The sequence below is a fragment of the Paraburkholderia sp. GV068 genome (assembly GCF_003058125.1).
Lineage (GTDB): Bacteria > Pseudomonadota > Gammaproteobacteria > Burkholderiales > Burkholderiaceae > Paraburkholderia > Paraburkholderia graminis.
Window position 1 is genome coordinate 95,471 of the sequence record NZ_QBUB01000008.1, and the last position, 26,247, is coordinate 121,717.

Consider the following 26,247-nt stretch of genomic DNA (forward strand, 5'->3'; position numbering starts at 1 on the left):
ACAATTCGTTTCTCGAAAACTCATGCGGCGCTGAGCGCCGCCGGAAATCATGCAACTGGATCACGCGACCATCGTCACGGCCGATCTCGACGCGGCCCGCCGTTTCTTCGTCGATATTGCCGGCTTGACGCAAGGCGCGCGTCCGCCGTTTTCCGTCGACGGCTACTGGCTCTACGCGGACGGCCGGCCGGTCGTGCATCTGGTCGAGGCGAGCGCACCGGACCCGTCGCTACGCGCGGCGCCGCGCATCGACCATATCGCCTTCCGTCTGGAAAGCGCCGCCGAATGGCAGGCGCTGCTCGCGCGCCTGCGCGCATCCGGCGTCGTCTATCGAACGGCGCAAGTCCCGCCGATGGCCCCGCAAGAAGCCGCCATGCAGATTTTCGTGGCGCACGCGCCGGGCGTCGTCGTCGAGTTCGTGACGGCGCTTCATCACGCTCAACCGTAAAACCAACCGTAAAACTTCGAACCTGCAAGCTGGAGAACAACAATGCCGATTCCACTACTCGCGCTCGCGATCAGCGCCTTCGCGATCGGGACCACCGAGTTCGTCATCATGGGCCTGCTGCCCGAAGTCTCGCGCGATCTTGCCGTGTCGATTCCATCGGCAGGACTGCTCGTGAGCGGCTATGCGCTCGGCGTCGCGGTCGGCGCGCCGCTGCTTGCGGTCGTCACCAGCAGAATGCCGCGCAAGCTCGCGCTGCAGTTGCTGATGGGCGTGTTTATCGTCGGCAATACGCTGTGTGCGATTGCGTCGAGCTATTCGGTGCTGATGATCGCGCGCGTCGTGACCTCGTTCGCGCACGGCTCGTTCTTCGGCATCGGCGCGGTGGTGGCGGCGTCGCTCGTGCCGTCGGAAAAGCGCGCGAGCGCGATTGCGCTGATGTTCACCGGCCTCACGCTCGCGAACGTGCTCGGCGTGCCGTTCGGCACGTTCGTCGGCCAGGAGTTCGGCTGGCGCGTCGCCTTCTGGATTGTCAGCGCGTTCGGCGTGCTGTCGCTGGCGGGCGTGACGGCGCTCGTGCCGAATCGCCACGATTCCGCCCCGGCCGGTCTCGGCCATGAAGTGCGCGTGCTGAAGGACCCGCAAGTCTGGACCGCGCTCGCGATGACCGTGCTCGGCTTCGGCGGCGTGTTCGTCGTGTTCACGTACATCGCGCCGATTCTCGAGCAGGTGAGCGGCTTCTCGCCGCGCGCCGTCACGCTGATTCTCGTGCTGTTCGGCGTGGGACTGACGATCGGCAACACCGTGGGCGGCAAGCTTGCGGACCGCGCGCTGATGCCTTCGCTGATGGCGATTCTCGCGGCGCTTGCCGTCGTGATGGCGCTGTTCGCCCGCACCAGCCATTCGCAGGTGGCCGCGGCGGTCACCGTGTTCGTGTGGGGCATCGCCGCGTTCGCGACCGTGCCGCCGCTGCAGATGCGCGTGGTCGAGAAGGCGGCCAAGGCGCCGAATCTCGCGTCGACGCTGAACATCGGCGCGTTCAATGTCGGCAATGCGGGCGGCGCGTGGCTCGGCGGTCTCGTGATCGATCACGGCCATTCGCTCGATACGTTGCCGTGGGTCGCGGCGGCGGTGAGCTTGAGCGCGTTGCTGCTGACGTGGTTCGCATCGCGCATGGACACGCCGGCGTCCGATGAAGCACGAAGCGGCGTGCAGGTGCGCGAGCGGGCGTGAGTCCTGGCGAGGCGTGCACGCGGAGGCCGTTGCACGCCATCACAGCCGCAATCGCAATCGCGACCACAACGAAACGCGCACTGCACTCCGCATATGAAAAATGCGCACAAGCTTTGCGAAAAGCGTCCTCCGCAATACTGATAACAGTGTGAAGATAACTTCGTTGGGCGCTGCGGGGCGCGATGCTATCTTGCTTCCACTAACTGCTTGCCCGCCGCCCGGCGGCGCTTCTGGAGGCAATCATGCATTCCCCGCTTGCTCTGGTCCGCGATCCCACGGCCGATACCGATGCGCCGCCGCGTGCCGCTGAACCTTTCGACGCGCTCGAACATCTCGTCGGCGTGAATCTCGCGCGTTTGCGCGCGGAACGTCAGTTGTCGCTCGACGCATTGGCCCGCGCGTCCGGCGTATCGCGCGCGATGCTCGCGCAAATCGAATCGGCGCGCAGCGTGCCGTCCATCAAGGTGCTGTGCAAGGTGGCCGCCGCGTTGAAGGTGTCGGTCGCGGCCTTCCTGCGACGTCACGCGACGAACGGTTTCGAGCACTTGCCGGCGGAGCGTTCGTCGCGCGTCGTCAGTTCCAACGGACGCTATTCGGCTCGCCCGCTCTATCCCGACAACGAACCGACCGCCGCCGAATTTCACGAGCTGCGCATCGCGCCGTTGCACACCGAAGCGGGCGTGCGCCGCGCGCCTGGCACGACGGTCAATCTGGTCGTCAGCGAGGGCACGCTCGAGGTCAGCGTGCACGACCAGCGCCAGTTGCTGGCAACCGGCGACGCGATCGTATTCGACGCCGATCAGCCGCATAGTCTGCGCAATCCCGGCGACACCGAAGCGCGCGCGTTTCGCGTGACGCTGAAGGCCGAGACGCCGCCGCGCTGGGACGTGCCCGCGCAGCACGACACGTCGCGCGAGGCTGCGCCCGTTTGATCGAATGCGCCGCATAGGCGCCGCTCGGGCGCGAAACCCGTCCGGGCAGTAGGGGTTGCGCTGCGGTTCGCGCGCGACTGTTGTATGCTTGGCCCGCCGGTTCGTCCGGCAATCAGTGCGTCTTCAGGGCGGGGCGAAATTCCCCACCGGCGGTATGCCGGCAGCGCGAAAGCGCAGGCCGGCGAGCCCGCGAGCGCCCGCAATATTGCGGTTTTCAATCGACCGAAAGCCGCCGCGGGGTCAGCAGATCTGGTGAGAGGCCAGAGCCGACGGTCACAGTCCGGATGGAAGAAGATGTGCAGATAGTCATGTTCGTTTCCGTGGCGCCGCTCGCATGTCGGAGTGGTGCGCGAACGCCGCCTGCATCGTGAGGCGGCGCTGCACGGCGCGTCTTTGTCTGTTTGCAATGCCCTGAAACGTTTCTCGCCCAACTTTTGCGATGAGCGTTTCAACCATGTCCTTTGCTACTTTTCCCGCTCCTTCGACGCTTGCGCGCGACGCATTCGCCGATCTCCCGCTGCTCTCCACCGAAGCCGTTCCGCCGCGTATCGCCGCCGCCTTGCAAGCCATGCGCGAAGGCCGCGCCGTCGTGCTGCAAGACGACGACGACCGCGAGAACGAGGCCGATCTGATCGTGTCCGCCGAGCGTCTTTCCGTCGAAACCATGGCGCTGCTGATTCGCGAATGCAGCGGCATCGTGTGTCTGTGTCTGACCGACAACAAGGTCCGCGCGCTCGAACTTCCGCCGATGGCCGTCCATAACGAAAGCCGTCACGGCACCGCGTTCACGGTGTCGATCGAAGCGCGCGAGGGCGTGACGACCGGCGTGTCGGCACTCGACCGGCTGACGACGATCCGCGCGGCGATTGCCGATAACGCGAAGCCTGCCGACATCGTGAGCCCCGGCCATGTGTTCCCGTTGCGCGCGATGCCGGGCGGCGTGCTGGCGCGTCGCGGACATACGGAAGGCACCGTGGACCTCGCGATTCTGGCCGGGCTCAAGCCCGCCGGCGTGCTGTGCGAATTGATGAACGCCGACGGCACGATGACGCGCGGCGCCGACGTCGAACGCTTTGCCGCAAAACACAATCTGCCGATGCTGACGATTGCGGAGCTGGCCGAGTTTCGCCTGGCGCTGACGCAGGCGCGCGAATGCGTCGAAGCGGCTTAAGAGTGCGAACGTGAGCGGCGTGGCGCGTGAAGTGAGCGGTTCTGTGAACCGCTACGACTGCACGTCGCCGAACTCGCCGCGCACACCTGCGTCGATTAACGCCGGCAATTCGTCCATGTGCTGCATGATCCGCGTGATACCCATGTTGCGCAGCGCGTCCGCGTAGCCGTCGGGAATATGGCTCGCGCCGACAAACGCGATTGTCTTCATTCCCGCCGCGCGCGCCGCGTTCAAACCGGCCACACTGTCTTCCACGACGATGCATCGCGATGGATCGACGCCGAGCATTTGCGCGGCAAACAGGTACACGTCGGGGAACGGCTTCGGCCGCGCGACCTGTTCCGCGCTGAACACGCGATCGCCGAAAATCTGCTGCAATCCGGCGCGCCGCAGCGATGCGGCGACGCGCGACATGCGGCTGTTCGACACCACGGCGGCGGGCAGCGTCACGCGCTGCAGCGCGTCGCGCACACCGTTGATCGGACTAAGCGACGCAGCGAGCGCGAGCTCGACGTTGTGTTCGATCGTGTTCAGAAAATCCGCCGGCAGCGTGATGCCGAACGCGGTCTCGATGCCTTCGAGAAAGCGCGACGTTTGCTGGCCAAACGCCGTCTTGACGATAGGCTCGAAGTCGAGGCCCGGAAACGTAGCCGAGAGCGTCTCGTGCATGACGCGGTCGGCGATGACTTCACTGTCGACGAGTACGCCGTCGCAGTCGCAGATAAGGTGGTCGATCATGCGTGGAGGAACCGGAAAGCGGTGGCGCGCGCAGACGCCATAGCCATAAATAGCCGGCTCATGCGCGCGGTGTGAAAGCGCCATGATACGTGCTTCGGCGGCGCTTTCGCTCCATTGCATTGCTCCCGGTCCGCGAGCGCGCCGCGCTCAACGCGCGTGCAGATACAGATAAAGCCCCGCCGCGACCGCGCCGCCGACGAGCGGACCGCACACGGGAATCCACGCGTAGCGCCAGTCGCTGTCGCGCTTGCCGGGGATCGGCAGCAGCGCGTGCATCAAACGCGGCGACAGATCGCGCGCGGGACTCATCGCGTAACCAGTCGGTCCGCCGAGAGAAATGCCGATGCCGAGCACGAGGAGTCCGACCGGCAGCGCGTCCAGCGCGCCGAGGCCGACTTGCGGCGAAGCGAGATACAGCACGCCGAGAATCAGCACGAACGTGGCGATCATCTCTGTCAGCAGGTTGTGCGGCACGCTGCGAATCGCGGGCGCGGTGCAGAACACGCCGAGCTTGACGTCGGCGTCGCCTTCCTTCGCGAAGTGCTGCCGATACGCGACCCACACGAGCAGTGCGCCCGCCATGCCGCCGAGCATTTGCGCGGCCACATAACCGGGCACCTTGGCCCACGCGAACTTGCCCGCGAGCGCGAGGCTGATGGTCACCACCGGATTCAGGTGCGCGCCGCTGTACGAGGCCGTCACGTAGACCGCGATGAACACGGCCATCGCCCAGCCCATGACGATCACGATCAGGTCCGCGCCTTTGCCCTTGGTGCGTGCAAGCAGCACGTTGGCGACAGCGCCGTCGCCGAGCAGCACGACCAGTGCCGTGCCGATGAATTCCGCAATGTAAGGAGACATCGTTGGTTATCCGAAATATTGTTGTTAGGGAAGCCGCGAGGCGGGCGGCTTCGTTGCGGCTTTATCTCAGGTTTGTGTTAGCCCTGCAGAACGTCGATGCGTGAATAGCGCGCGCAAGCTCAGGATTTCGACGGCGTATCGGCCCAGGCTTTGGCAGCGCGAATCGCGCGCTGCCAGCCGTCGAGGCATTCCTTCACGTCCTCTTTGCCGAGCGCGGGCGTAAAGCGTCGATCGAGCTTCCATTGGCTTTGCAGTTCGCCGACGTCTTTCCAGTAGCCGACCGCGAGCCCCGCGAGATACGCGGCGCCGAGCGCCGTGGTTTCCGACACCTTGGGACGCACCGCGTCGACGCCGAGAATGTCGGCCTGGAATTGCATCAGCAGATTGTTCGCGCATGCGCCGCCGTCCACGCGCAATTCGCCGATGCGAATGCCGGAGTCGGCCTCCATCGCCTTCAGCACGTCGAGCGATTGATACGCGATCGAATCGAGCGCCGCGCGCGCGATATGCGCGGACGTCGTGCCGCGCGTCACGCCGAACAGCGTGCCGCGAGCCCGCGCATTCCAGTGCGGCGCGCCCAGGCCGGCGAACGCGGGCACCAGATACACGCCGTCGCAATGCGGCACGCCGCGCGCGAGCGTTTCGATTTCAGCCGCGTTCTTGATGATGCCGAGACCGTCGCGCAGCCATTGCACGACCGCGCCGCCGATGAAGATGCTGCCTTCGAGCGCGTAGTTGATCTGATCGCCGATCTGCCACGCAATCGTCGTGACGAGATTGTTCTTCGATTCAATTGGCTTGTCGCCGGTGTTCATCACGAGAAAGCAGCCGGTGCCGTAGGTGTTCTTCACCATGCCCGACTCCGTGCACATCTGGCCGAACAGCGCCGCATGCTGGTCGCCGGCGATGCCCGCGAGCGGAATCTTCGACGCGAACACCGTGGTCTTGGTCGGCCCATACACTTCCGACGAAGGACGCACTTCCGGCAACATGCTGCGCGGAATGTCGAGCGCGTCGAGCAATTCGTCGTCCCATTTCAGCGTGTGGATATTGAAGAGCATGGTGCGCGATGCATTCGTCACGTCGGTGACGTGCAGGCCGCCCTTGGTGAAATTCCACACGAGCCAGCTATCCACTGTGCCGAATGCGAGGCGGCCTTGCTTCGCCTTGTCGCGCGCCCCTTCCACGTTGTCGAGAATCCAGCGAATCTTGGTCGCCGAGAAATACGAGTCGACCGGCAAGCCGGTCTTCGCACGCACTCGGGCTTCGAGTCCCTGCTCCTTGAGCTGGTCGCAGAAGTCGGCGGTGCGGCGGTCCTGCCAGACGATCGCGTTGTAGATCGGATGCCCGGTTTCGCGGTCCCACACGATGGTCGTTTCGCGCTGATTCGTGATGCCGATGGCGGCAATCGACGTGCCGTTCATGCCGGCGCGCGTGACGGCTTCGGCGGCGACGCCCGCCTGCGTCGACCAGATTTCCTGCGGATCGTGCTCGACCCAGCCCGGCCGCGGATATATCTGCTCGAACTCCTTTTGCGCCGTCGACACGACATTGCCGAGGCGGTCGAACAGCATCGCACGCGAACTGGTGGTGCCCTGGTCAAGCGCGAGGATGTACTGATCCTGCATTGTCTCTTCTCCATGCATTTTATGAGTCGCCGTGACAGCTCGAATAGCTTAAGCGGTTCAGGCAGCTCGAGCAGTTCAGGCTGCGTGCCGGCGACGGGAACGGCTTATCGTTTCCAGCGCGCCGCAACGGAGTCCGCGCGTGCGCGTGGCCGAACGAGCCGAAGGGTAAAGCGGTTGTGTTCGGTCTTGTTCGGTTTTCTTGTTACGCGCGCTGTCGCTCGGGTTCGTGTGCGAACCATGCGTCGATGTCGCGCGTGATCGCGTCGAGCGTGCCCGGCTCGACGTGAAGGCCGAGTTTCGAGCGGCGCCAGAGGACGTCCTGCGCGCTGCGCGCCCATTCGACGTCGCGCAGATAAGTCAGCTCGGCCTCGTAAAGACCAGGCGCGAACGCGTGGCCGAGATCGGCGAGCGAATGCGCATGGCCGATCACCTTCGTCACACGCGTGCCGTAAGCGCGCGCGAGGCGATGCGCGAGATCGTCGGGCAACCATGCGTAACGTTGCTTCAGCTCGGCGAGGAAGCGCTCGAAGTTCGCATGCGCAATATCGCCGCCTGGCAACGACGCGCCGGCCGTCCACGACGGCGCGCCTTTGCCTAGCGCGGCCGCGAGTTTGTCGACGGCTTCTTCCGCGAGCTTGCGGAACGTCGTGATCTTGCCGCCGAACACCGATAGCAGCGGCGCTTCGCCCGCGGGCGCGTCGAGTTCGAGCGAGTAGTCGCGCGTGACGGCCGACGGGTTGTCGGCGCCTTCTTCCTCGAGCAGCGGCCGCACGCCCGAGTAGGTCCAGCGCACGTCGGCCGGCGAAATTTTCTGCCTGAAATAGCGGTTGATGGAGTCGCACAGGTACTGCGTCTCGTCGGCGGTGATCGCGACCTGCGCGGGGTCGCCGCGATATTCGATGTCGGTCGTGCCGATCAGCGTGTAGTCGTGCTCGTATGGAATCGCGAAGATGATCCGCTTGTCCGGGTTCTGGAAAATGTACGCATGGTCGTGCTCGAACAGCCTCCGCGTGACGATGTGGCTGCCCTTGACGAGCCGCACGCTGTGCGACGCCGCGCGGCCCAGCGCGCCTTGCAGCAGTTCGCCGACCCACGGGCCGGCGGCGTTCGCGATCGACGCGGCACGCACGTCGAGAGTGGTGCCGTCCGCGCGCCTGAGTTGCGCGCGCCATTCGCCGCCGGCGCGCACGGCGCTCAGCAGTTTCGTGCGCGTGAGAATCTTCGCCCCGTGCTCGGCGGCGTCGAGCGCGTTGAGCACGACGAGGCGCGCGTCGTTGACCCAGCCGTCCGAGTACACGAAGCCGCGCTTGATCGATTCGACGAGCGGCGCGCCGGCCGGATGATCGCGCATCACGATGCCGCGCGAGCCGGGAAGCAGCTCGCGCCGTGCGAGGTGATCGTAAAGAAAGAGGCCCGCGCGGATCAGCCAGGCCGGGCGCAGATCGGGCATGTGCGGCATCACGAAGCGCAGCGGCCACATGATGTGCGGCGCGGCGCGCAGCAAGGTCTCGCGTTCCTGCAATGCTTTGCGCACGAGCCCGAACTCGCGGTACTCGAGGTAGCGCAAGCCGCCGTGAATCAGCTTGGTGCTCGCGGACGATGTATGCGCCGCCAGGTCGTCCTGTTCGCAAAGCAGCACGGACAGTCCGCGGCCGGCCGCGTCGCGCGCGATGCCCGCGCCGTTGATCCCGCCGCCCACGACGAGCAAATCGTATTTCGTGCCTTGCGTCACCTGCTGCGTCTCCTGCGTCGTATGGGAACCGGTCTGAAAATCGACCGAACGGCTCGTGTTCGTTTTCGAACTTTAATGAACATATTCGAAAAAGTAAAGTTCGCTGCGCCCGAGCGCGACTCTATCGAATGGCCAGGGTAGTGGCGCGACGCGCGGCCACGGACGATACTCTTGGCACTGGCCATTTCTGGGTGAATTTCATGCGTGGACTTTTCATGGCGGGCGCCGCTGCGTTGCTCGCAGGGTGCGTCGCTTCGCCGAGCCTGACTGGAACGATGGGCGCACCGTCGTTCGTTTCATTGCAGCAGATGTGCAGCGCGCAGACCGTCGATTACGGCAACGACGCGCAGGGCGTGTATGCGACGCTGTTCGATGCGTATGTGGCGAACCGGCGCGGGCGCTTGTCGAAGGACGATTACTGCGCGTTCCAGGCGTCGATTGCGCAGCGCTACACGAGCCAGGGCGCAAGTGCGGACCCGCAGCTTCGTAATCAGTGGGTCGCGTTCTTTACCGAGCAGCGCGCGCGAGCGATCAGTTGGCGCGCGGCGGTGGACCCGACTTTGCGGAGTGGTTGAAGGCGCGGTGGGTCGCGTTGGGTTGTGTCGCGTTAGCGAACCAGGGCCGCAGGGCGCGAGCGTTTTGAAGCGTGCCAAATCGAAGCGGGCGCCGTTAAAGGCGCCCGCGTGGACACAAGCATAAAAGACGAAAGCGCTCAGCGATCAGCCGCCGCGGCATTGCGTTGCCGCGAGCCGCGTGCGGCGATCGCCGTTCACCGTTCGACCACAACCGGCGTCGAGCCCGACGATGCGCGGGTCGTTTTCAGGAAAGTCGTTTAATCGCTCGAAGTGCGCTATCGCCGGATTCCGTTACACGCCATTGTTCATTGCCCGAGGCGAGCCGCTCCAGTTGCACGAGCTGGCGTTCGAGGAGGGCGTCGAGTTCTTCTCGCTCCATGTCGACTTGATTGGGAGCGTCCTTGACGAGCAACAACGTGGCGAATTCGTGCGGACTCAGCATCGTTTCTCTCCATGTCAAGCAAACGCGGACAGCCTCGACGGCGACTGGCATCGAATGGCAGGGCCATTGCCAGGTGGTCCGCAAAAAATCGGGCGGGAGGTACGGCTTACGACAGTTTTGACTTCGCACCGGCGGCACGCGAGAGCGCAACGAACGCCGGGAACTGGAGTGTAGTCAAGCGAACGTTAAACACCAAACCGGCCCCTGCAAATTTTCCCTTTGACAATCAGGCGTCGCAGAGGCGGTTCGCGGCGGCGGGCAGATCCATGATTTCACTTGAAGTTCGGCGTGCACTGCAACATGCCGGCCAGCGCCGGGTCACGCGGCCACATACACCTGGCAATTGGCCGTATTGAGCGTTTCGACCATGTCGGCGGGCGGCGCGGCATCGGTGAAAAGTGCGTCGATCTGGTCGAGATGGCCCTGACGGACCAGCGCCGGGCGGCCGAACTTGGAACTGTCGGCGGCCAGGAATACGGTGCGCGCGTGCTGGATGATGGCTTCGGCGACGCGCACTTCGCGGGTGTCGAAATCGCGCAAGGTGCCGTCGGTCTCGATGCTCGAGGTGCCGATGATCGCGAAGTCGACCTTGAACTGACGGATGAAGTCGATCGCCAGTTCGCCGACGATGCCCTTGTCCCACGGTCGCACGATGCCGCCCGTGACGAGCACTTCGCAATCGGGATAGCCGCTCATCATGCTCGCGACGTTCAGATTGTTGGTGATCACGCGCAGGCCGCGGTGCCGGTTGAGCGCGCGCGCGACTTCCTCTGTGGTCGTGCCGAGATTGATGAAGAGCGATGCCTGATCGGGAATGTGCGTGGCGACTAACGCGGCGATGCGCCGTTTCTCGTCGTGGAACATGCGCTGACGCGCGGTGTACGAGACGTTCTCGGAACTGGTCGGCAAACTCGCGCCGCCGTGATAGCGGCGCAGCAGGTTCATGTCGGCGAGCCAGTTGACGTCGCGGCGGATCGTCTGCGGCGTCACGTCGAAGTGGGACGCGAGGTCGTCCACGGTCACGAAGCCGTCGCGTTGCACCCACTCCAGCAGTTCCTGTTGCCGGGCGTTCAGCGTGAGGCGGGGATCTCGGGTCATGGTCTCGGGTCGTGAGTTTGTTATGGCGTCTGCCCACGGCGGCGCGGGCAGGGCGGGAACGAGCGTGCGCGTATTGTAAGACCATCGCGGGGCGCGTCCGCCAACTCGGAGGATCGTCGCTATCTCGACGCCGTCATTCGCGAGCCGCCGTTACTCGCATTTCGCGAAGCACAGTCAGCTCGCCGAGTCGGCTTTTTTGCCGGGCGCTGCAATCGCGCTTGCCTCACTGAAACTTTCGTCTATCGTGGAATTGGAACTGCGGCCAATCGGCACGGTCTGTGCTGGGTTGTCTGCAGACTTGCGAAACAGAGGCTAAGATGCAGACACAAGGGGTTAACTCTAATTCACGGCGCTGTATCCGACACGGCGAACCGCAACGCGAGGCAGCGCAATAGCAGCGGTTGCGAGCATGCTCCACGAGTCGATACAGCTTTCGGAGCAAGACACGATGCACACAGAGCTGAACCATGTCATGCCCTGGCGAATCGAGGACATCGACCTCACTCGGATCGACCGCCAGAAAGCCGTCGCAAATGAAGACCTGTTGTTGCTGTTGTGCGCCGCTTCGTTTATTGAAAGCGGTACTGATCTTTACACCAGTAATCTCAGCCAGTTCTTTAACGACGATCCCGAAGTTTCCGCGTGGCTCAACAACGAATGGGAGCCCGAGGAAATGCAGCACGGCCGCGCGCTCAAGACGTATATCGCGTACGTGTGGCCCGAATACGACTGGGACACCGCGTTCCGCAATTTCATGGACGAGTATTCGCTGACCTGTTCCGTCGAAGATTTCGAAAAGACTCGCGCGCTGGAAATGGTGGCGCGCTGCGTCGTTGAAACAGGCACCGCGACGCTGTATCGCGCGATCGGCGAGTGTTCGGACGAACCGGTTCTCAAGCAGATCACGGACAACATTCGCACGGACGAAGTCCGCCATTACAAGCACTTTTTCAAGTACTTCAAGAAGTACAACAAGATCGAGGGCAATGGCCGGCTCGCGGTGCTCGGCGCACTAATGCGCCGCGTGATGGAGATCAAGAACGAAGATTCGGAGATCGCCTTGCGTCACGTGTTCGCGATTCGTTATCCGGAACGCGTGCGCGATCAGGCTTATAACCGCGAGCGCGCCGCGCGCATCAACGCGCTCGTGCGGCGCAATCTGTCGGCGGACATGTGCGTGAAGATGCTGCTCAAACCGCTCGATTTGCCCGCGAAGATTCAACCCGGCGTGCACTATCCGCTCGCGAAGATCACGCAGCATGTGTTCTTTCGGTGAGGGCGTAGCAGGTTAGTGACGCATTGCTTAGGTCACGCGCGCAAACGCGCCGTCAAAGAAATGGCCCGCTCGATGCGGGCCATCTGCTTTTCGAGGCATGATGACGAATGCTTGCCTCTTAACCGGACCTTTGCGATGAGCGATTCCTCTCAGCCACAGCGCGCACTCGATCAGACTGCATTCGACGAATGGCCCGACTCGATTCGCGCGCTCTTCGACGGCTCGTCGCTCGCGAGCAAGACCGGCTTCACCGCGTCGCTCCTGACCGTCGACGTGAACCAGCACATTCGCACGTCACTGCTCGGCATCGGCGAGTTATACGCGCCCGATTCGCGCACGCTATGCATCGCGCTGTGGCCGCAGGCGCGGGCGGCGCGCGCGATCGCACGGAGCGGGCGCGCGGCCTTGAGCTTCGTGTTCGACGACGCGTTTTACCAGGTGCAGTTGCTCGCCGCACCGCTGCCTTCCGCGGACGGCGACGACAGCGGTCTCGTCTATATGAGCTGCTCGATCGAGTCGGCGGAAACGCAAAGCGTGCAGTATGCGCGCCTGACGAGCGGCATCACGTTCGAGCTGGATGTTGGGAGAGAGAAGGTGCTCGACCGATGGGAACGGCAGGTCGAGCATTTGAAGCGAGCCGCGTCGTCGGGTGGGTGACTTGCGGCTCGCGTTCGTGTTGCGGCTGGGTTGTGGCTAAGCTTGGTTAGCGACCGCGCTGACCGCTGCGCGCCGGATTGCCACCGCGCGGCGAGTCGTTGCGTGACTTTGCGCCGCCGAGCAATGCGCCCGGATTGCCACCCTGAGGTTTGCGCGGCGCGTGCTGCGCGGCGCTACCTTCATGAGCAATCGCGCGCGGACGATCGTCCTGACGCTGACCGTCGCGGCGCGGCTGGCCGCCGTTGCCGGCCGGCTTTGCGCCTTGCGGCTTCGGCTGCTGCTGAGCGTTCGCCGGACGTTGCCCCGAGCGTTGCGCTGGCTTTGCCGCGCCGCCGTTGCCGCCCTTCGGCGCGCCTTGACCCTGGCGCGGCGAACGTCCGCCGCCACCGCCGCCGCCCTGGCCGCGGCGCAGAATCGGCTCCGGCTTCGCAGTCGGGTCCGGTTCGAAACCGGCGATCACTTCCTGCGGCACCGGACGCTTGATCAGCTTCTCGATGTCCTTCAGCAACTGCAATTCGTCGACGCACACGAGCGACACCGCTTCGCCCGTCGCGCCCGCGCGGCCCGTACGGCCGATGCGGTGCACGTAATCTTCCGGCACATTCGGCAAGTCGAAGTTGACGACGTGCGGCAACTGATCGATGTCGATGCCGCGCGCGGCGATATCGGTCGCCACCAGAACCTGCAGCGTGCCGTCCTTGAACTCGGCCAACGCGCGCGTGCGCGCCGACTGGCTCTTGTTGCCGTGAATGGCGAGCGCGCTGATGCCGTCCTTCGTCAACTGCTCGGCAAGGCGATTCGCGCCGTGCTTGGTGCGCGTGAACACCAGCACCTGAAACCAGTTGTGCTGCTTGATCAGGTGCGTGAGCAACTCGCGCTTCTTGTCGCGATCCACCGGGTGGATTTTTTGCGCGACGGTTTCCGCCGTCGTATTGCGGCGCGCGACTTCGATTAGCGCCGGCGAGTCGAGCAGGTTGTCGGCGAGCGTTTTGATCTCATCCGAGAACGTTGCCGAGAACAGCAGGTTCTGCCGCTTCGGAGGCAGCTTCGCGAGCACGCGCTTGATATCGTGGATGAAGCCCATGTCGAGCATGCGGTCCGCTTCGTCGAGCACGAGAATCTCGAGATGCGACAGGTCGATGGTCTTCTGCTGCATGTGGTCGAGCAAACGGCCCGGCGTCGCGACGACGATGTCGACGCCGCTCCGCAATGCACCGATCTGCGGATTGATGCCGACGCCGCCGAACATTACCGTCGACTTGAGCTTCAGATATTTGCCATAGGCACGCACGCTTTCTTCAACCTGCGCGGCCAGTTCGCGCGTGGGCGTGAGAATGAGCGCGCGCACGGCGCGCTTGCCCGACGCCGACGTGTTCGCCGGCATGGAGTTCAGACGCTGAAGGATCGGCAGCGTAAAGCCGGCCGTCTTGCCGGTGCCGGTTTGCGCGCCGGCCAGCAGATCGCCGCCGTTGAGCACAGCCGGAATCGCCTGAGTCTGGATAGGAGTCGGAGTGGTGTAGCCGAGTTCGTGTACAGCGCGGACCAACGGTTCGGACAAGCCGAGGGAATCAAAAGACATAAATGCTCTTTGCAATGCAGTTTCGCGAACGGCGCATGTAAGCGCCGGCGGGGCAGGAATGCGGCATCAATGCCGCACGTACGCGCCGCCTGGCGTGATCGAGATCAAGGCCGAGGCCCAGTTCCGTTCGCAGGGAAATCGGCGGCACGCTCGAGATGCGTGCCGGATGCTTCAACGCGCTATGCAGACACGTTGACTGGCCTTAAGTTGCATTTCGCCGCCGTGGACGTCACGCGACATAGCGCGCGACGCTGACGAATTGACACAGACTGCCCGCCAGTACGAACAGGTGCCAGATACCATGTCCGTGCCGGATGCGCTCGTCGTTGATGAAGAAGTAGATACCGGCGCTGTAGATGACCCCGCCGGCCACGAGCCAGGCAGTGCCCGCAGCCGGTAATGCTTCCAGCAGCGGGCGGACGGCAACGAGCGCGAGCCATCCCATCAGGACATACAGCACCATCGAAACGCTGCGGGTGCGTCGCCCGAGCGTCAGTTCCTGCACGATGCCAAGAGCGGCAAGCCCCCAGCTCACGCCGAACAGCGACCAGCCCCACGGCCCACGCAACGTGACAAGCGTGAACGGAGTATAGCTTCCGGCGATCAGCAGATAGATCGCCGAGTGGTCGCATTTCTGCAGCACCGCCTTGACGCGCGGGTTGCGCACGCTGTGGTAGAGCGTCGAGATAGCATACAGCACGAACAGCATCGCACCGTACACGCTGAAGCTGACCACCTTGTACGCGTCGCCTTCGACCGCGCCCATCGTCACGAGCGTCACCAGCCCCGCCACCGACAGCACGGCGCCGACGAGGTGGGTAATGCTGTTCAAACGCTCACCGACATGCACGGTCTTTTCTCCTGCACGGTTTCATTGGGGCAAAAGCTGCCGCGCTAATTACTCCATGATACCGGTCATCAAAAAACGAAGGGCGCGGCCGCGAATCTCGCAGGCCGCGCCCTTGATGCTACAAACGCTGCTTAGTCGAGCGGCGCCGAACGCAGATCGGACACTTGCTGCGGCGACACGGCCGTGCCGTGGTTGCCCCAGGACATACGGATGTACGTCACGACCGCTGCGACTTCCTGATTCGACAGCGACTGTGCGAACGGCGGCATGCCGTACGGATGCGGGTTCGCGTCCGTGCTCGGCGGATAACCGCCGTTCAGCACCATGCGGATCGGGTTGACCGCCGAAGGCATCTGGATCGACTGGTTGTTCGCGAGCGGCGGGAAGGCCGGCGGCATGCCGAGACCATTGTCCGCGTGGCACTTCGCGCAGTTGTCAGCGTAGATCTTTTGACCTTGCTTCAACAGTTCGCCGCCGAACTTTTCGGACGTTTCGAGCTGCATCGGCTCAGGTGCTTCGCTCTTCTGCGGAATCGTCTTCAGGTACGTGGCCATTGCGTTGATGTCCGCATCGCTCATGTACTGCAAGCTGTTGTGGACCACTTCCGCCATCGGGCCGAACACTGCGCCGCGGTTCGACACGCCGGTCTTCAGCAGATCGGCGATGTCTTTCGTTTCCCAGTCGCCGAGACCCGCTTCCTTGTTCGACGTGAGCGACGGCGCGTACCAGTTCTGCAGCGGGATCAGACCGCCGGCAAAGGCCGCCGAGCTGACCGGGCCGCCCATTGCGTTGATCGACGTGTGGCACATGCCGCAATGGCCGAGACCTTCTATCAGATAGGCGCCGCGGTTCCACTCGACCGACTTGGTCGGGTCCGGCTTGTACTCGCCTTCACGGAAGAACAGCGTGCGCCAGCCGATCAGCATGTTGCGCTGGTTGAACGGGAACTTGAGTTCGTGCGGACGGCTCGGCACGGCAACCGGCGGCACCGAACGCAGATACGCGTAGATCGCGTCCGAGTCGGCGCGCGTGACTTTCGTGTAGCTCGTGAACGGGAAGCCCGGATAGAGCAGGCTGCCGTCTTTCGAGCGGCCCGTGTGCATGGCGCGATAGAAGTCGTCCTGCGTCCACTTGCCGATGCCGTACTGGTCGTCAGGCGTGATGTTCGGCGTGAACATCGTGCCGAACGGCGTGGCCATGGGCAGACCGCCCGCGAACTGCTTGCCGCCGCGCACCGTGTGGCAGGCGATACAGTCGCCGGCGCGGGCGAGGTACTCGCCCTTCTTGACGAGCGCGGCCTGGTCGGCCGGCGTTGCCGCCACGGCCGAGCCGTTATGCAGATTGTCGCCGCCCGACCACAGGACGGGGACGAGTGCAGCAGCCGCGACAACGACAACTGCCGAGAGGGCGAACAAAGACTTGCGTTTCATTTGAGTGTCTCTCCCGGTGCCTTATTGCGGTTCGCTGCCGCAGGCAAGCGGAGTCTTCATCGAGCGGGCCGGAGCCGGCACGGGGTTTTGTGGAGCCTGTTGCGTGGAAAGCCACGCAGCGACCGCGTTGACGTCTTCGTCGGTGAGACGCGTGGCGATGGTGTGCATGCAATCAGGTGCGATTGCGTGGCGCGTGCCCGAACGCCATGCGCCGAGCTGCGCGCTGATGTAATCGGAGTGCAGACCGACCAGACCCGGAATGGCCGGCTCCATGCCGGTCAGGCTCTTGCCGTGGCAAGCCGCGCAAGCCGGAATCTGCTTCGACGCGTCGCCGTTCAGCACGATCTGCTGGCCGCGCGCGAGCGTGGTGGACGAAACCGTCGGCTTGGCCGGCGCCGGATACGGCGGGCGCTGCTTCGAGAAGTACGTGGCGATCTGATGCAGATAGTCGTCGGAGAGATACGTGACGAGGTAGTTCATGGGCGGATACTTGCGGCGCCCTTCGCGGAAATTCTGCAACTGGTTGTACAGATAGTCGGCCGGCTTGCCCGCGAGGCGCGGGAAGTAGTCGTTGTCCGTGCCTTGACCGTGTGTGCCGTGGCAGGCCGTGCAACCTTGCACGCGCGCTTCCATCGTATCGGGGGCCTTCGGTTGAGTCTGCGCTTTCGCAGCGCTATAGACACCCGCGGAGCCGATCAGCAGAAGGGCAAGCAACGGGCGGAAAATGCGTCTTGAAGACACGCGTAACTCCATCAAAATCGGGGACCTGACCGAACTTCGAGCGGCTCGGTGTGAAGGGCAGCCGGCGCTGCGGCGACGCAGCATTCTATCATCGAAGGGTGATGATGACTATTTGCCGCACGCGCGACGCTTGCGGATGTCACAGGCGTGCGACAGTTTGACGCGCATTGCCGCGCCCGAGCATGTTCATGCACGCCTTCTCGACTTTTTACTGCGTGGTCCACGGTTGCAAGCGCTGTACCCGGCGAACTTTTGCGCGCGATGTTGAACCCACGCGCACGCGGACCATCGAAGCGTACACTTCCGGGCGCGCCGGGTTGCGCGTTCGATCTGTTCGCGCGGCGCGCGCGGTCTGCTGCATTCCGCTCCAGCCTTGCCGGCCACTGCCGTTTTCCTGTTCACCGCTATCGGCCTTACATGAAGCTAATCCATATTATTCGTCCGGCGCGGCTTTCATTCGCGTTCGGCGCCGCGGCGCTCTTGCTGACGTCCACGGCATTCGCGCATGCGCATCTCGTTTCCAGCGAGCCGGCTGCCAACGCCGAAGTCGCCGCACCCGCCGAGGTCACGCTGCACTTCACCGAGCCGCTCGAACCGGCGTTCAGCAAGATCGCGCTCGCCGATGCCAACGGCAAGCCGGCCGCATCGGCTGCGTCGCAAGTCGATAAACAGGATGCGCGCGTCATGCATCTGCCGCTGCCGCAGTTGGGCGCGGGCCACTACGCGGTGCATTGGACCGCGGTTGCCACCGACGGTCATCGCACGCAAGGCGACTTTGCGTTCACTGTCAAATGAGCATCGACGGACTGTGGATCGGGCAGGTCGCGATGGCCGCGCTCATGAATGTCGCGTTTGCGTTTGCCGTCGGTTCGGCGTTGCTCGGCGCGTGGCTGGCGGACGATGCCAAGGCGAAGATCTCGCCCGCGCAACCCGCGTGGTTGCGCGCGCAACGGTCGTTGCTGACGGCGAGCGTCGTGCTGGTGCTCGCGGATCTCGGCTGGCTGCTGTATCAGGCGGCGTCGATGAGCGGCGTGGCGTTGCCCGCCGCGTTCGGCATGGTGCCGACCGTGCTTTCGCAAACGCATGTCGGCTATGGCTGGAGCGTTGCCTTCGCCGGCGCGCTGATTTTGCTCGGCACGGCCATGACGAGTCACGGCGGCATGCTGCGCAATGCGCTGCTGTGGCTCGCGGTGATCGTCATCGCGGCGGGCAAGGCGTCGCTCGGACATGCGGCGGACGCCGGCCTCGCGTCGGCGGCCATCGCGATGCAAACGCTGCATGTGCTCGTGACGACCGTCTGGGGCGGTCTCGCGATCACGGCCGGGCTCGTCGCGTTGCCGGCGCTGGGCGCGTCGACGGCGCGCGGCGTGCTGATCCGCACGGCGACGCAGGTGTCGAATGTGTCGCTGGTCGCGGTCGGGTTTGTCATCCTGTCCGGCATCTTCAATGCGGTGCGGGGTTCGGGCGGGTCGTTGCTGGCGATCGAGTCGAGCTCGTGGGGCCATGTGCTGATTCTCAAGCTCACGCTCGTCGGACTGGCGCTGGTGCTTGGCGGACTGAACCGCTTCCTCGCGCTGCCACGCCTGCGCCGCACGGCATCGACGATGGACGCGCATACCTTCGTCAACGTGCTTTACCTGGAAGCACTAGCGCTGATCGGCGTTTTTGTCGCGGCCGCCGTGCTGTCGCATAGCGTGCCGGCGTTTGCGGCGCTTGGGTGAGGGGTGGGTCGGTGGGTTTGGATGGGGCGAGGCGGCGGTGACGGTGCGCCTTGCCGCGTCACCTCGGGCGACGCGTAGTTCGCACGCGTCGCATAAAACGCCGCGCACTTCGACGCGCGGCGTCGTAGACACGGTCGCTGAACTCGGCAAGCGAATCCGCTAGTGTACCCGGCGATCCGCTACTGCCCAGCAGCCGGCAACCGCCTCTCCACTTGCGCCGGCTCCAGCGTTTCCTCGGGAAACATCTCCTGCATCAGTTCCCCCGTATCGGTGAACCATTGGCAGATCAGCCAGTTGCCTGACGCGAACAGCACGGGACCGCTCCATGTGACGGTCATCGGCGATCCGCCCGATTTCAGCCTCAGCACATCGCCGACGCCGTACACCGGCCTGGCGAGCCGGGCCGTTCTGGCGATGTGCGTCGACAGCATGTTCAGCATGTGGCCGCCCGATCGATTCATTCGAGGCCCAGCCGATGCCCGACGATCGGCGCGCTAAAGAGCGCGATCGCGCAGCCTGCGGCTTTGCCTTCGAGTTCGGCTGCGGCCGCGTGCGCGCCGTAGACATGCGCGAGCACGTCGAAAAGCTGCGGAATGCAATAGATGACGGCGGCGGCGATGAACCATTTTTCGAGCGCCGCGATGCGCCAGCCGCGTTCATACGCGACGGCCGCGCCGATGATGCGCAGCACGCCGAACAGCGCGAGCGCGCCGACGGCCGCCTGTTCGCGCAGCAGATAGTCCGGAATGAATTCGCCCATGAAGCCCCCGATGCATTTTGTTGTCGAGTGCATTTGAGCAAGGACCACGCCATGTGACTGTCTGATGCCGAACAAAGGGCGCGAGCGCCTTTGTCGACGGGGCTTTGCGGGGTGCGGAGGCAAGCGGCGCGAGCGTCTTGCGAGCGCTGCTGGAGCCGGTTTGGTCCCGGACGTTACGTTACTGAGACGGCCGCGCGTCACGTCACCGTAACGTGTGGCTGCGTCGCGCGAATCGCCCGGCTGTCGACGCACAAAAGAGAACGCCGCCCGCAGGCGGCGCTAGCCAGTTAGTCAGTTAGTCAGCAAACCGGCTCAGTCAGCAAAGCTCCGCTCACCACTCCGCGACGCTGCCGTCCGCGTGACGCCAGACAGGATTGCGCCAGCGGTGCCCGACCTTCGCCATCTCGCGCACTTTCTCTTCGTTCACTTCGATACCGAGGCCCGGACCTTGCGGAATCGACACGAAGCCGTCTTCGTATTTGAAGACTTCCGGGTTCCTGATGTAGTCGAGCAGGTCATTGCCCTGGTTGTAGTGAATGCCGAGGCTCTGTTCCTGGATGAACGCGTTGTAGCTCACCGCGTCGATCTGCAGGCAGGTGGCGAGCGCGATCGGACCGAGCGGGCAGTGCAGCGCGAGCGCGACGTCGTAGGCTTCCGCCATCGACGCGATCTTGCGGCACTCCGTAATCCCGCCCGCGTGCGACGCGTCCGGCTGGATGATGTCGACGTAGCCGCCCGACAGGATGTGCTTGAAGTCCCAGCGCGAGTACAGACGCTCGCCCAATGCGATCGGCGTGTTGGTCTGGTTGACGATGTCGCGCAGCGCCTCCGCGTTTTCCGACAGCACCGGCTCTTCGATGAACAGCAGCTTGTACGGGTCGAGCTCTTTCGCGAGCACCTTGGCCATCGGCTTGTGCACGCGGCCGTGGAAATCCACGCCGATGCCAATGTCCGGCCCCACCGCCTCGCGCACCGCGGCCACGTTGTTGATGACGCCTTGCACCTTGTCGAAGGTGTCGATGATCTGCAGTTCTTCCGAGCCGTTCATCTTCACGGCCTTGAAGCCGCGCTCGACCACGGCGCGCGCGTTGTTCGCAACGTCGCTCGGACGGTCGCCGCCGATCCACGAATACACCTTGATCCTGTCGCGCACCTGGCCGCCGAGCAGCGCGTGAATCGGCACGCCATGATGCTTGCCCTTGATGTCCCACAGCGCCTGATCCACGCCGGCGATCGCGCTCATCGTGATCGGACCGCCGCGATAAAAGCCCGCACGGTACATGACCTGCCAGTGGTCTTCGATCAGAAGCGGGTCTTTGCCGATCAGATAGTCCGACAGTTCTTCGACGGCCGCGGCCACCGTATGCGCGCGGCCCTCGACCACCGGCTCGCCCCAGCCGACGATGCCTTCGTCCGTCTCGATCTTGAGGAAGCACCAGCGCGGCGGAACGATGAACGTTTCAAGCTTGGTGATTTTCATGACGTGCGTCTCCACTCATTGCGAATTATTCGAGGGTTTCCATGCTACCGCACAATCGCATTAAAGTACTATTAATAGTACTATTCGCCACATATTGAGCGGCGCCGCCGCCGGGAGAAAGCTATTCAGCACGATCTGCATGGGCGCGTCGCGCATCTGCTGGGCACCGCGATTTTGCGTGGCGACTACGCGCCCGAATCGATCCTGCCGCGCGAGGCGGAGTTAATGGGCACTTTGGGGGTGAGCCGCACGGTGTTGCGCGAGGCGCTGCGCACGCTGACGTCGAAAGGGCTGATCGAATCGCGCCCGCGCGTGGGCACGCGTGTGCGCCCGCGGCACGCGTGGAATCTGCTCGATGTCGATGTGCTCGACTGGTATTCGCGCGTCGCCGAGCCGATGCAATTCGCGCTCAAGCTGCAGGAAATGCGCGAGATGATCGAGCCGTATGCCGCCGGTCTCGCGGCGGCTTCGCATGCGGACGACACGTTCGGCGCGCTGGCCGCCGCCCACGCGGCAATGGCCGCGGCGCGCAATGTCGACGAATGGGTGAGGGCGGATCTGCAGTTTCACCTGGGCGTGCTGATCGCGTGCAGCAACGAATTGCTGATTCCGCTCGGCACGCTGATCGAGCGTACGCTCGAGGCGCAGCTTCGGCTGAATGCGAAGCGCGCGGAGGTTTTCAATGCGTCGCTCGCGGAACATACGGCCGTGTTCGAGGCGATTCGCGAACGTGATGCCGCCGCCGCGCGCGACGCGATGGCGCGGCTGCTCGGCGTGACGCGCGGGCGCATCGAGGCGTGATCGCGCCGGCTCCCGGATGGCTCGCTTACTTGGCTTCCGGGCCCGTCGTGGCCGCGCCCGACGACGGCGCCAGTTCATAACAGCCGGGCGCTTTCTTGCTCGCCTCGGAGGCTTGCGAATCGATGCATTTGAAGGCGCTCTGATCGCGCTGCACGAAGATCGTATCGGCCGGGCCGCCGTCGGCGCGAGGCGTATTGACGACGGCGACGATCCTGTAGCCGTTCTGCAGAAGCGTCGACAAGGTGGTCTGGCTTGCGCGCCACTGGTTGTCGGTCGGAGTTTGCGCCTGGGCCACGGTCACGGAAGCGGCGCCCCAAAGCGCGATCGATGCGATGGCCACGGCGCGCGCGGCGGTGCGGAACGTCATCAACAATCCTCCTTGAAGTTGCGAGTGTCGGTGCCTGAATGAAAAATAGACAGCCAGAAACGAAAAAGCCGCTGAACCTTGTGGGTCAGCGGCTTTTTCTTGCAACTGGTGGCGAATCAGGGACTCGAACCCCGGACCTGCGGATTATGATTCCGTCGCTCTAACCAACTGAGCTAATTCGCCGAAAGAAGCGAGATTATGGGGATAGCGCCGAGGGCTGTCAACCCCCGGCGCGCAACTTTTTAAACTGCCGCCTCATGAGCCCGCAAGCGCGGGCCTGCGGGGCGGCGGGTCCCGGTCAATCCTTCGCGTAAATGTCCGAGTCTTTCGTTTCGCGGACGAACAGCATGCCGATCACAAACGTGATGAGCGCGATCACGATCGGATACCACAAGCCCGAGTAGATGTTGCCCTTCGCCGCGACGATCGCGAACGCGGTGGCCGGCAGGAAGCCGCCGAACCAGCCATTGCCGATGTGATACGGCAGCGACATCGACGTATAGCGGATACGCGTCGGGAACATCTCCACCAGCATTGCCGCGATCGGTCCGTAGACCATCGTCACGTAGATCACGAGGATCGTCAGGATCACCACGCTCATCGGCCAGTTGATCTGCGACGAGTCGGCCTTCGGCGGATAGCCCGCGGACTTCAGCGTCGTGGCGAGCGTCTTGTCGAACGTCTTGCCCTGTTCCTTGGCGTCGGCGGCCTTGCCGTCATACGTGTTCACCACCGTATCGCCGACCTTGATCTGCGCCGCCGTGCCCGCCGGCGCCGCGACGTTCTCGTAGTTCAGGCCGGCCTTCGAAAGCGCGCTCTTCGCGATGTCGCAGGAACTCGTGAACTTCGACGTGCCGACCGGGTTGAACTGGAACGAGCATTCGTCGGGATTCGCGATCACGACGATCGGCGCCTTGGCCGTAGCCGTTTCCAGCGCCGGGTTCACATAGTGCGTGAGCGCCTTGAAGAGCGGGAAGTACGTCAGCGCGGCGATCAGCAGCCCGGCCATGATGATCGGCTTGCGGCCGATGCGGTCCGACAGCGAGCCGAAGAACAGGAAGAACGGCGTGCCGATCAGCAGCGCGATGGCGATCATGATGTTGGCCGTCGCGCCGTCGACCTTCAGCGTCTGCGTCAGGAAGAACAGGCTGTAGAACTGGCCCGTGTACCACACCACGGCCTGGCCGGCGGTCAGGCCGATCAGCGCGAGAATCACGATCTTCAGGTTCTTCCACTGGCCGAACGCTTCGGTAAGCGGCGCCTTCGACGTCTTGCCTTCGGCCTTGATGCGCTCGAACACCGGCGATTCATGCAGTTGCAGGCGAATCCACACCGAAATGGCCAGCAGCACGATCGACGCGATGAACGGAATGCGCCAGCCCCATGCGCCGAACGCGTCTTCGCCCATCGCCGTACGCACGCCGAGAATCACGAGCAACGAGAGGAAGAGGCCGAGCGTGGCCGTCGTCTGGATCCAGGCAGTGTAGAAGCCGCGGCGTCCCGGCGGCGCATGTTCCGCCACGTAGGTCGCGGCGCCGCCGTACTCGCCGCCGAGCGCCAGGCCCTGCAGCATCCGCATCGCGATGAAGATGACCGGCGATGCGATGCCGATCGCCGCATAGCCGGGCAAGAAGCCGACGAGGAACGTCGACACGCCCATGATCACGATCGTGACGAGGAACGTGTACTTGCGGCCGACCATATCGCCGAGCCGCCCGAACACCACCGCGCCGAACGGCCGGACCGCGAAACCCGCGGCGAAGCTGAGCAGCGTGAAAATGAAGCCGGCAGTCGGATTGACGCCGGAGAAAAAGCTCTTGCTGATGAAGGCGGCCAGCGAGCCGGCCAGATAAAAGTCGTACCACTCGAAAACCGTACCTAGCGACGATGCGAAGATCACCCGCTTCTCATCGCGCGTCATGGGCACGGGCGAAATGTGTCCGCCTACGGTAGCCATATGTCGTCTCCAATATTGATATGCACGCGGTGCGCCGGCCCGCGGCGTTCCGTGCAACCGATTATTGGAGTGAAAACTTACGGCCTACTGACGTGAATGGTTACGCCGACGGCTTGCTGACCCGCGACGAAGGTTCGTGAAAATAGGTCAATTCTGGTTCAACGCCGTGCAATATGCTGTGAACGCCGGACAACTTGGCTTTGGCGGCTTATGGCTGTCAGTCCGCGTTAGGGTAAGTCCTGCCCCGCTCGAGCACATGCAAACTGACACGCACCAGCGTTCCCGCGAGCCGCGGCGCGGTTTGATAGACGTTGTCGTCGATGGTCAGCTCGCCGCCGTGCATCGTCGCGATTTCGCGGACGATCGCAAGCCCGAGGCCGCTGCCGTCGCCTTCGCGGCCGAGAATCCGGTAAAAGCGCTCGACGACCCGCGAACGTTCGGCGGCTGGAATGCCGATACCGGTGTCTTCCACTTCGAGATGCACGAGCCGCGCGGCTGCGTCGTGCCTCACTCTTACGGTGATGCGGCCGCCCGCCGGCGTGTAGCGGATCGCGTTGTCGATCAGGTTCGACAACATCTCGCGCAGCATGACCGGATTGCCGTCGACCTCGACGGGTTCTTCCGGCGCCTCGTAACCCAAATCCATCTGCTTGGCGAGCGCGGCCTGCACCCAGTCGCGCACGGCATTGCGCGCGACTTCCGTCACTTCCACCGGCGTGAAGATCTGTCCGGACATGCGGTTTTCGGCGCGCGCGAGCGCAAGCAGTTGCGTGACGAGCCGCGCCGCGTGCTCCGAACTCGTCGCGATCTGCTCGAGCGAGCGATGCACTTCCGCCGACGCGTCTTGCCGCAGCGCCAGCTCGGCCTGAGTGCGCAGGCCGGCGAGCGGCGTTTTCATCTGATGCGCGGCGTCGGCGATAAAGCGCTTTTGCAGCTCCATGTTCTGCTCAAGACGCGTCAGCAGATCATTGAACGACGTGACGAGCGGCTCGATTTCCGGCGGCGCGCGACGCGCCTCGAGCGGCGACAGATCGTCGGGCCGACGCGCGCGGATGTGCGCCTGCAGCGCGTGCAGCGGCGCGAGGCCGCGCGAAAGGCCGAACCACACGAGCAGGATCGCGAGCGGCAGGATCACGAACTGCGGCAGGATCACGCCTTTGATGATGTCGTTGGCGAGCTGGCTGCGTTTGTCGAGCGTCTCGGCGACCTGCACGAGCACCGGCTCTGCGCCGGGCGTCTGCGGGAATTCGACCGTCGTATAGGCCACGCGGATGTCGTTGCCGCGCAGCATGTCGTCCCGGAAAGCGACAAGGCCCGGTTGCGGCCGGTCGTCTTCGTGCGGCAGCGGCATGTCGCGCTCGCCCGCCACCAGCTCGCCCCGCGTGCCGAGCACCTGATAGAAAACACTGTCGACGTTGTCCGTCCGCAAAAAGTCGCGCGTGGAATCGGGCAGCGTCAGTTCGGCCACGCCGTTGACCGGATGAATCTGCCGAGCGAGCACGTAGGCGTCGGTTTCCAGCGCGCGGTCGAACGGCCCGTTCGCGATCGATTTGGCGACCAGATACGTGACCGCGAGGCTCATTGGCCAGAGCAGCAGCAAAGGCGCGAGCATCCAGTCGAGAATTTCGCCGAATAGCGAGCGGGGGCGCGCCTCGGCGGCGGCTTCGGTTTCGTCGGGCGGGGCGAACGGATTGGCGTAGCGCTCGTCGCGCGCCTCGTCGAGGTCCGCCGCGCGGGCCGTCGCGCGATCTGCGCGTGCGGACATGATGTGCT

The 26,247-nt window shown here is 64.2% G+C and carries 26 protein-coding genes, 1 tRNA gene and 1 riboswitch; of the genes, 10 read left to right on the forward strand and 17 right to left on the reverse strand.

Annotated elements, in window-relative coordinates:
• The first annotated feature begins 49 nt into the window (after positions 1-49).
• From C8K18_RS17705 to ribB, 4 genes are all read left to right on the forward strand, one after another.
• Entirely contained in the window at positions 50-448 is a 399-nt protein-coding gene (locus C8K18_RS17705) for a VOC family protein (protein ID WP_107708587.1), read from the forward strand.
• A gap of 42 nt (positions 449-490) precedes the next feature.
• Positions 491-1,678: an MFS transporter gene (locus tag C8K18_RS17710; protein WP_107708589.1), complete on the forward strand. Its 1,188-nt coding sequence runs from the start codon at positions 491-493 to the stop codon at positions 1,676-1,678.
• Positions 1,679-1,920: 242 nt separating this feature from the next.
• The gene (locus C8K18_RS17715) at positions 1,921-2,610 is read left to right on the forward strand and encodes a helix-turn-helix domain-containing protein (protein ID WP_029968205.1); all 690 of its coding nucleotides are present in this window, start codon (positions 1,921-1,923) and stop codon (positions 2,608-2,610) included.
• Positions 2,611-2,725: 115 nt separating this feature from the next.
• Positions 2,726-2,910, forward strand: a riboswitch (FMN riboswitch).
• Between the two features lie 154 nt (positions 2,911-3,064).
• Positions 3,065-3,781 (forward strand): 3,4-dihydroxy-2-butanone-4-phosphate synthase, encoded by a 717-nt coding sequence (ribB, locus tag C8K18_RS17720; RefSeq protein ID WP_181324923.1) that lies wholly within the window; start codon positions 3,065-3,067, stop codon positions 3,779-3,781.
• Between the two features lie 51 nt (positions 3,782-3,832).
• Here the strand turns inward: ribB and C8K18_RS17725 are convergent, their stop codons facing one another.
• The 4 genes from C8K18_RS17725 to glpD all read right to left on the reverse strand — a co-directional run bounded on the left by C8K18_RS17725 (position 3,833) and on the right by glpD (position 8,740).
• The gene (locus C8K18_RS17725) at positions 3,833-4,519 is read right to left on the reverse strand and encodes an HAD family phosphatase (RefSeq protein WP_107708763.1); all 687 of its coding nucleotides are present in this window, start codon (positions 4,517-4,519) and stop codon (positions 3,833-3,835) included.
• A gap of 147 nt (positions 4,520-4,666) precedes the next feature.
• Complete coding sequence (locus C8K18_RS17730; RefSeq protein WP_006049934.1) at positions 4,667-5,380, reverse strand: MIP/aquaporin family protein; 714 nt, start codon at positions 5,378-5,380, stop codon at positions 4,667-4,669.
• Between the two features lie 119 nt (positions 5,381-5,499).
• On the reverse strand, positions 5,500-7,008 hold the full coding sequence (gene glpK, locus C8K18_RS17735) for a glycerol kinase GlpK (RefSeq protein WP_107708593.1): 1,509 nt from the start codon (positions 7,006-7,008) through the stop codon (positions 5,500-5,502).
• Positions 7,009-7,210: 202 nt separating this feature from the next.
• On the reverse strand, positions 7,211-8,740 hold the full coding sequence (gene glpD / locus C8K18_RS17740; RefSeq protein ID WP_107708595.1) for a glycerol-3-phosphate dehydrogenase: 1,530 nt from the start codon (positions 8,738-8,740) through the stop codon (positions 7,211-7,213).
• 200 nt (positions 8,741-8,940) lie between these two features.
• On the opposite strand from glpD, the gene C8K18_RS17745 reads away from it, so the two are divergent.
• A complete protein-coding gene (locus C8K18_RS17745) occupies positions 8,941-9,315 on the forward strand; it encodes a hypothetical protein (protein WP_175130891.1) in 375 nt (124 codons plus the stop codon).
• Positions 9,316-9,559: 244 nt separating this feature from the next.
• Here the strand turns inward: C8K18_RS17745 and C8K18_RS17750 are convergent, their stop codons facing one another.
• A complete protein-coding gene (locus C8K18_RS17750) occupies positions 9,560-9,757 on the reverse strand; it encodes a hypothetical protein (protein ID WP_006049938.1) in 198 nt (65 codons plus the stop codon).
• Between the two features lie 318 nt (positions 9,758-10,075).
• A complete protein-coding gene (locus C8K18_RS17755) occupies positions 10,076-10,855 on the reverse strand; it encodes a DeoR/GlpR family DNA-binding transcription regulator (RefSeq protein WP_006049939.1) in 780 nt (259 codons plus the stop codon).
• Between the two features lie 448 nt (positions 10,856-11,303).
• Here C8K18_RS17755 and C8K18_RS17760 point away from each other — a divergent pair, with 448 nt between their 5' ends.
• Entirely contained in the window at positions 11,304-12,131 is an 828-nt protein-coding gene (locus tag C8K18_RS17760; RefSeq protein ID WP_006049940.1) for a ferritin-like domain-containing protein, read from the forward strand.
• A 135-nt stretch (positions 12,132-12,266) separates the two neighbouring features.
• Positions 12,267-12,788, forward strand: a complete 522-nt coding sequence (locus C8K18_RS17765) for a hypothetical protein (RefSeq protein ID WP_029968198.1) — start codon at positions 12,267-12,269, stop codon at positions 12,786-12,788.
• A gap of 46 nt (positions 12,789-12,834) precedes the next feature.
• Here C8K18_RS17765 and C8K18_RS17770 read toward each other — a convergent pair whose 3' ends face one another.
• The 4 genes from C8K18_RS17770 to C8K18_RS17785 form a co-directional block, all read right to left on the reverse strand.
• Entirely contained in the window at positions 12,835-14,367 is a 1,533-nt protein-coding gene (locus C8K18_RS17770; RefSeq protein WP_029968197.1) for a DEAD/DEAH box helicase, read from the reverse strand.
• A gap of 229 nt (positions 14,368-14,596) precedes the next feature.
• The gene (locus C8K18_RS17775; RefSeq protein WP_006049943.1) at positions 14,597-15,217 is read right to left on the reverse strand and encodes a hemolysin III family protein; all 621 of its coding nucleotides are present in this window, start codon (positions 15,215-15,217) and stop codon (positions 14,597-14,599) included.
• Between the two features lie 131 nt (positions 15,218-15,348).
• A complete protein-coding gene (locus C8K18_RS17780; RefSeq protein WP_006049944.1) occupies positions 15,349-16,647 on the reverse strand; it encodes a cytochrome c in 1,299 nt (432 codons plus the stop codon).
• Between the two features lie 21 nt (positions 16,648-16,668).
• Positions 16,669-17,400: a cytochrome c gene (locus C8K18_RS17785; protein ID WP_029968196.1), complete on the reverse strand. Its 732-nt coding sequence runs from the start codon at positions 17,398-17,400 to the stop codon at positions 16,669-16,671.
• Positions 17,401-17,805: 405 nt separating this feature from the next.
• On the opposite strand from C8K18_RS17785, the gene copC reads away from it, so the two are divergent.
• Together copC and C8K18_RS17795 are read left to right on the forward strand one after the other, a co-directional pair.
• A complete protein-coding gene (gene copC, locus C8K18_RS17790) occupies positions 17,806-18,183 on the forward strand; it encodes a copper homeostasis periplasmic binding protein CopC (RefSeq protein WP_029968195.1) in 378 nt (125 codons plus the stop codon).
• Entirely contained in the window at positions 18,180-19,109 is a 930-nt protein-coding gene (locus C8K18_RS17795) for a CopD family protein (RefSeq protein WP_029968194.1), read from the forward strand. The genes copC and C8K18_RS17795 overlap by 4 nt, the downstream gene beginning before the upstream one ends.
• A 179-nt stretch (positions 19,110-19,288) precedes the next feature.
• Here the strand turns inward: C8K18_RS17795 and C8K18_RS17800 are convergent, their stop codons facing one another.
• From C8K18_RS17800 to dgoD, 3 genes are all read right to left on the reverse strand, one after another.
• Positions 19,289-19,540, reverse strand: coding sequence for a YodC family protein (locus tag C8K18_RS17800; protein ID WP_107708765.1), 252 nt, complete (start codon positions 19,538-19,540; stop codon positions 19,289-19,291).
• 26 nt (positions 19,541-19,566) lie between these two features.
• Complete coding sequence (locus C8K18_RS17805) at positions 19,567-19,869, reverse strand: hypothetical protein (protein ID WP_006049949.1); 303 nt, start codon at positions 19,867-19,869, stop codon at positions 19,567-19,569.
• Between the two features lie 331 nt (positions 19,870-20,200).
• Entirely contained in the window at positions 20,201-21,349 is a 1,149-nt protein-coding gene (gene dgoD / locus C8K18_RS17810) for a galactonate dehydratase (RefSeq protein WP_006049950.1), read from the reverse strand.
• A 93-nt stretch (positions 21,350-21,442) separates the two neighbouring features.
• Between dgoD and C8K18_RS17815 the strand changes: the two genes are divergently transcribed.
• Positions 21,443-22,150, forward strand: a complete 708-nt coding sequence (locus C8K18_RS17815) for a FadR/GntR family transcriptional regulator (protein ID WP_107708597.1) — start codon at positions 21,443-21,445, stop codon at positions 22,148-22,150.
• Between the two features lie 25 nt (positions 22,151-22,175).
• Here C8K18_RS17815 and C8K18_RS17820 read toward each other — a convergent pair whose 3' ends face one another.
• The 4 genes from C8K18_RS17820 to C8K18_RS17835 form a co-directional block, all read right to left on the reverse strand.
• Complete coding sequence (locus C8K18_RS17820) at positions 22,176-22,517, reverse strand: hypothetical protein (RefSeq protein ID WP_107708598.1); 342 nt, start codon at positions 22,515-22,517, stop codon at positions 22,176-22,178.
• 106 nt (positions 22,518-22,623) lie between these two features.
• Positions 22,624-22,700 (reverse strand) — tRNA-Met (locus C8K18_RS17825).
• A 115-nt stretch (positions 22,701-22,815) separates the two neighbouring features.
• Entirely contained in the window at positions 22,816-24,474 is a 1,659-nt protein-coding gene (locus C8K18_RS17830; RefSeq protein WP_006049953.1) for an MFS transporter, read from the reverse strand.
• Between the two features lie 217 nt (positions 24,475-24,691).
• Entirely contained in the window at positions 24,692-26,239 is a 1,548-nt protein-coding gene (locus C8K18_RS17835; RefSeq protein WP_107708600.1) for a sensor histidine kinase, read from the reverse strand.
• Positions 26,240-26,247 lie beyond the last annotated feature (8 nt).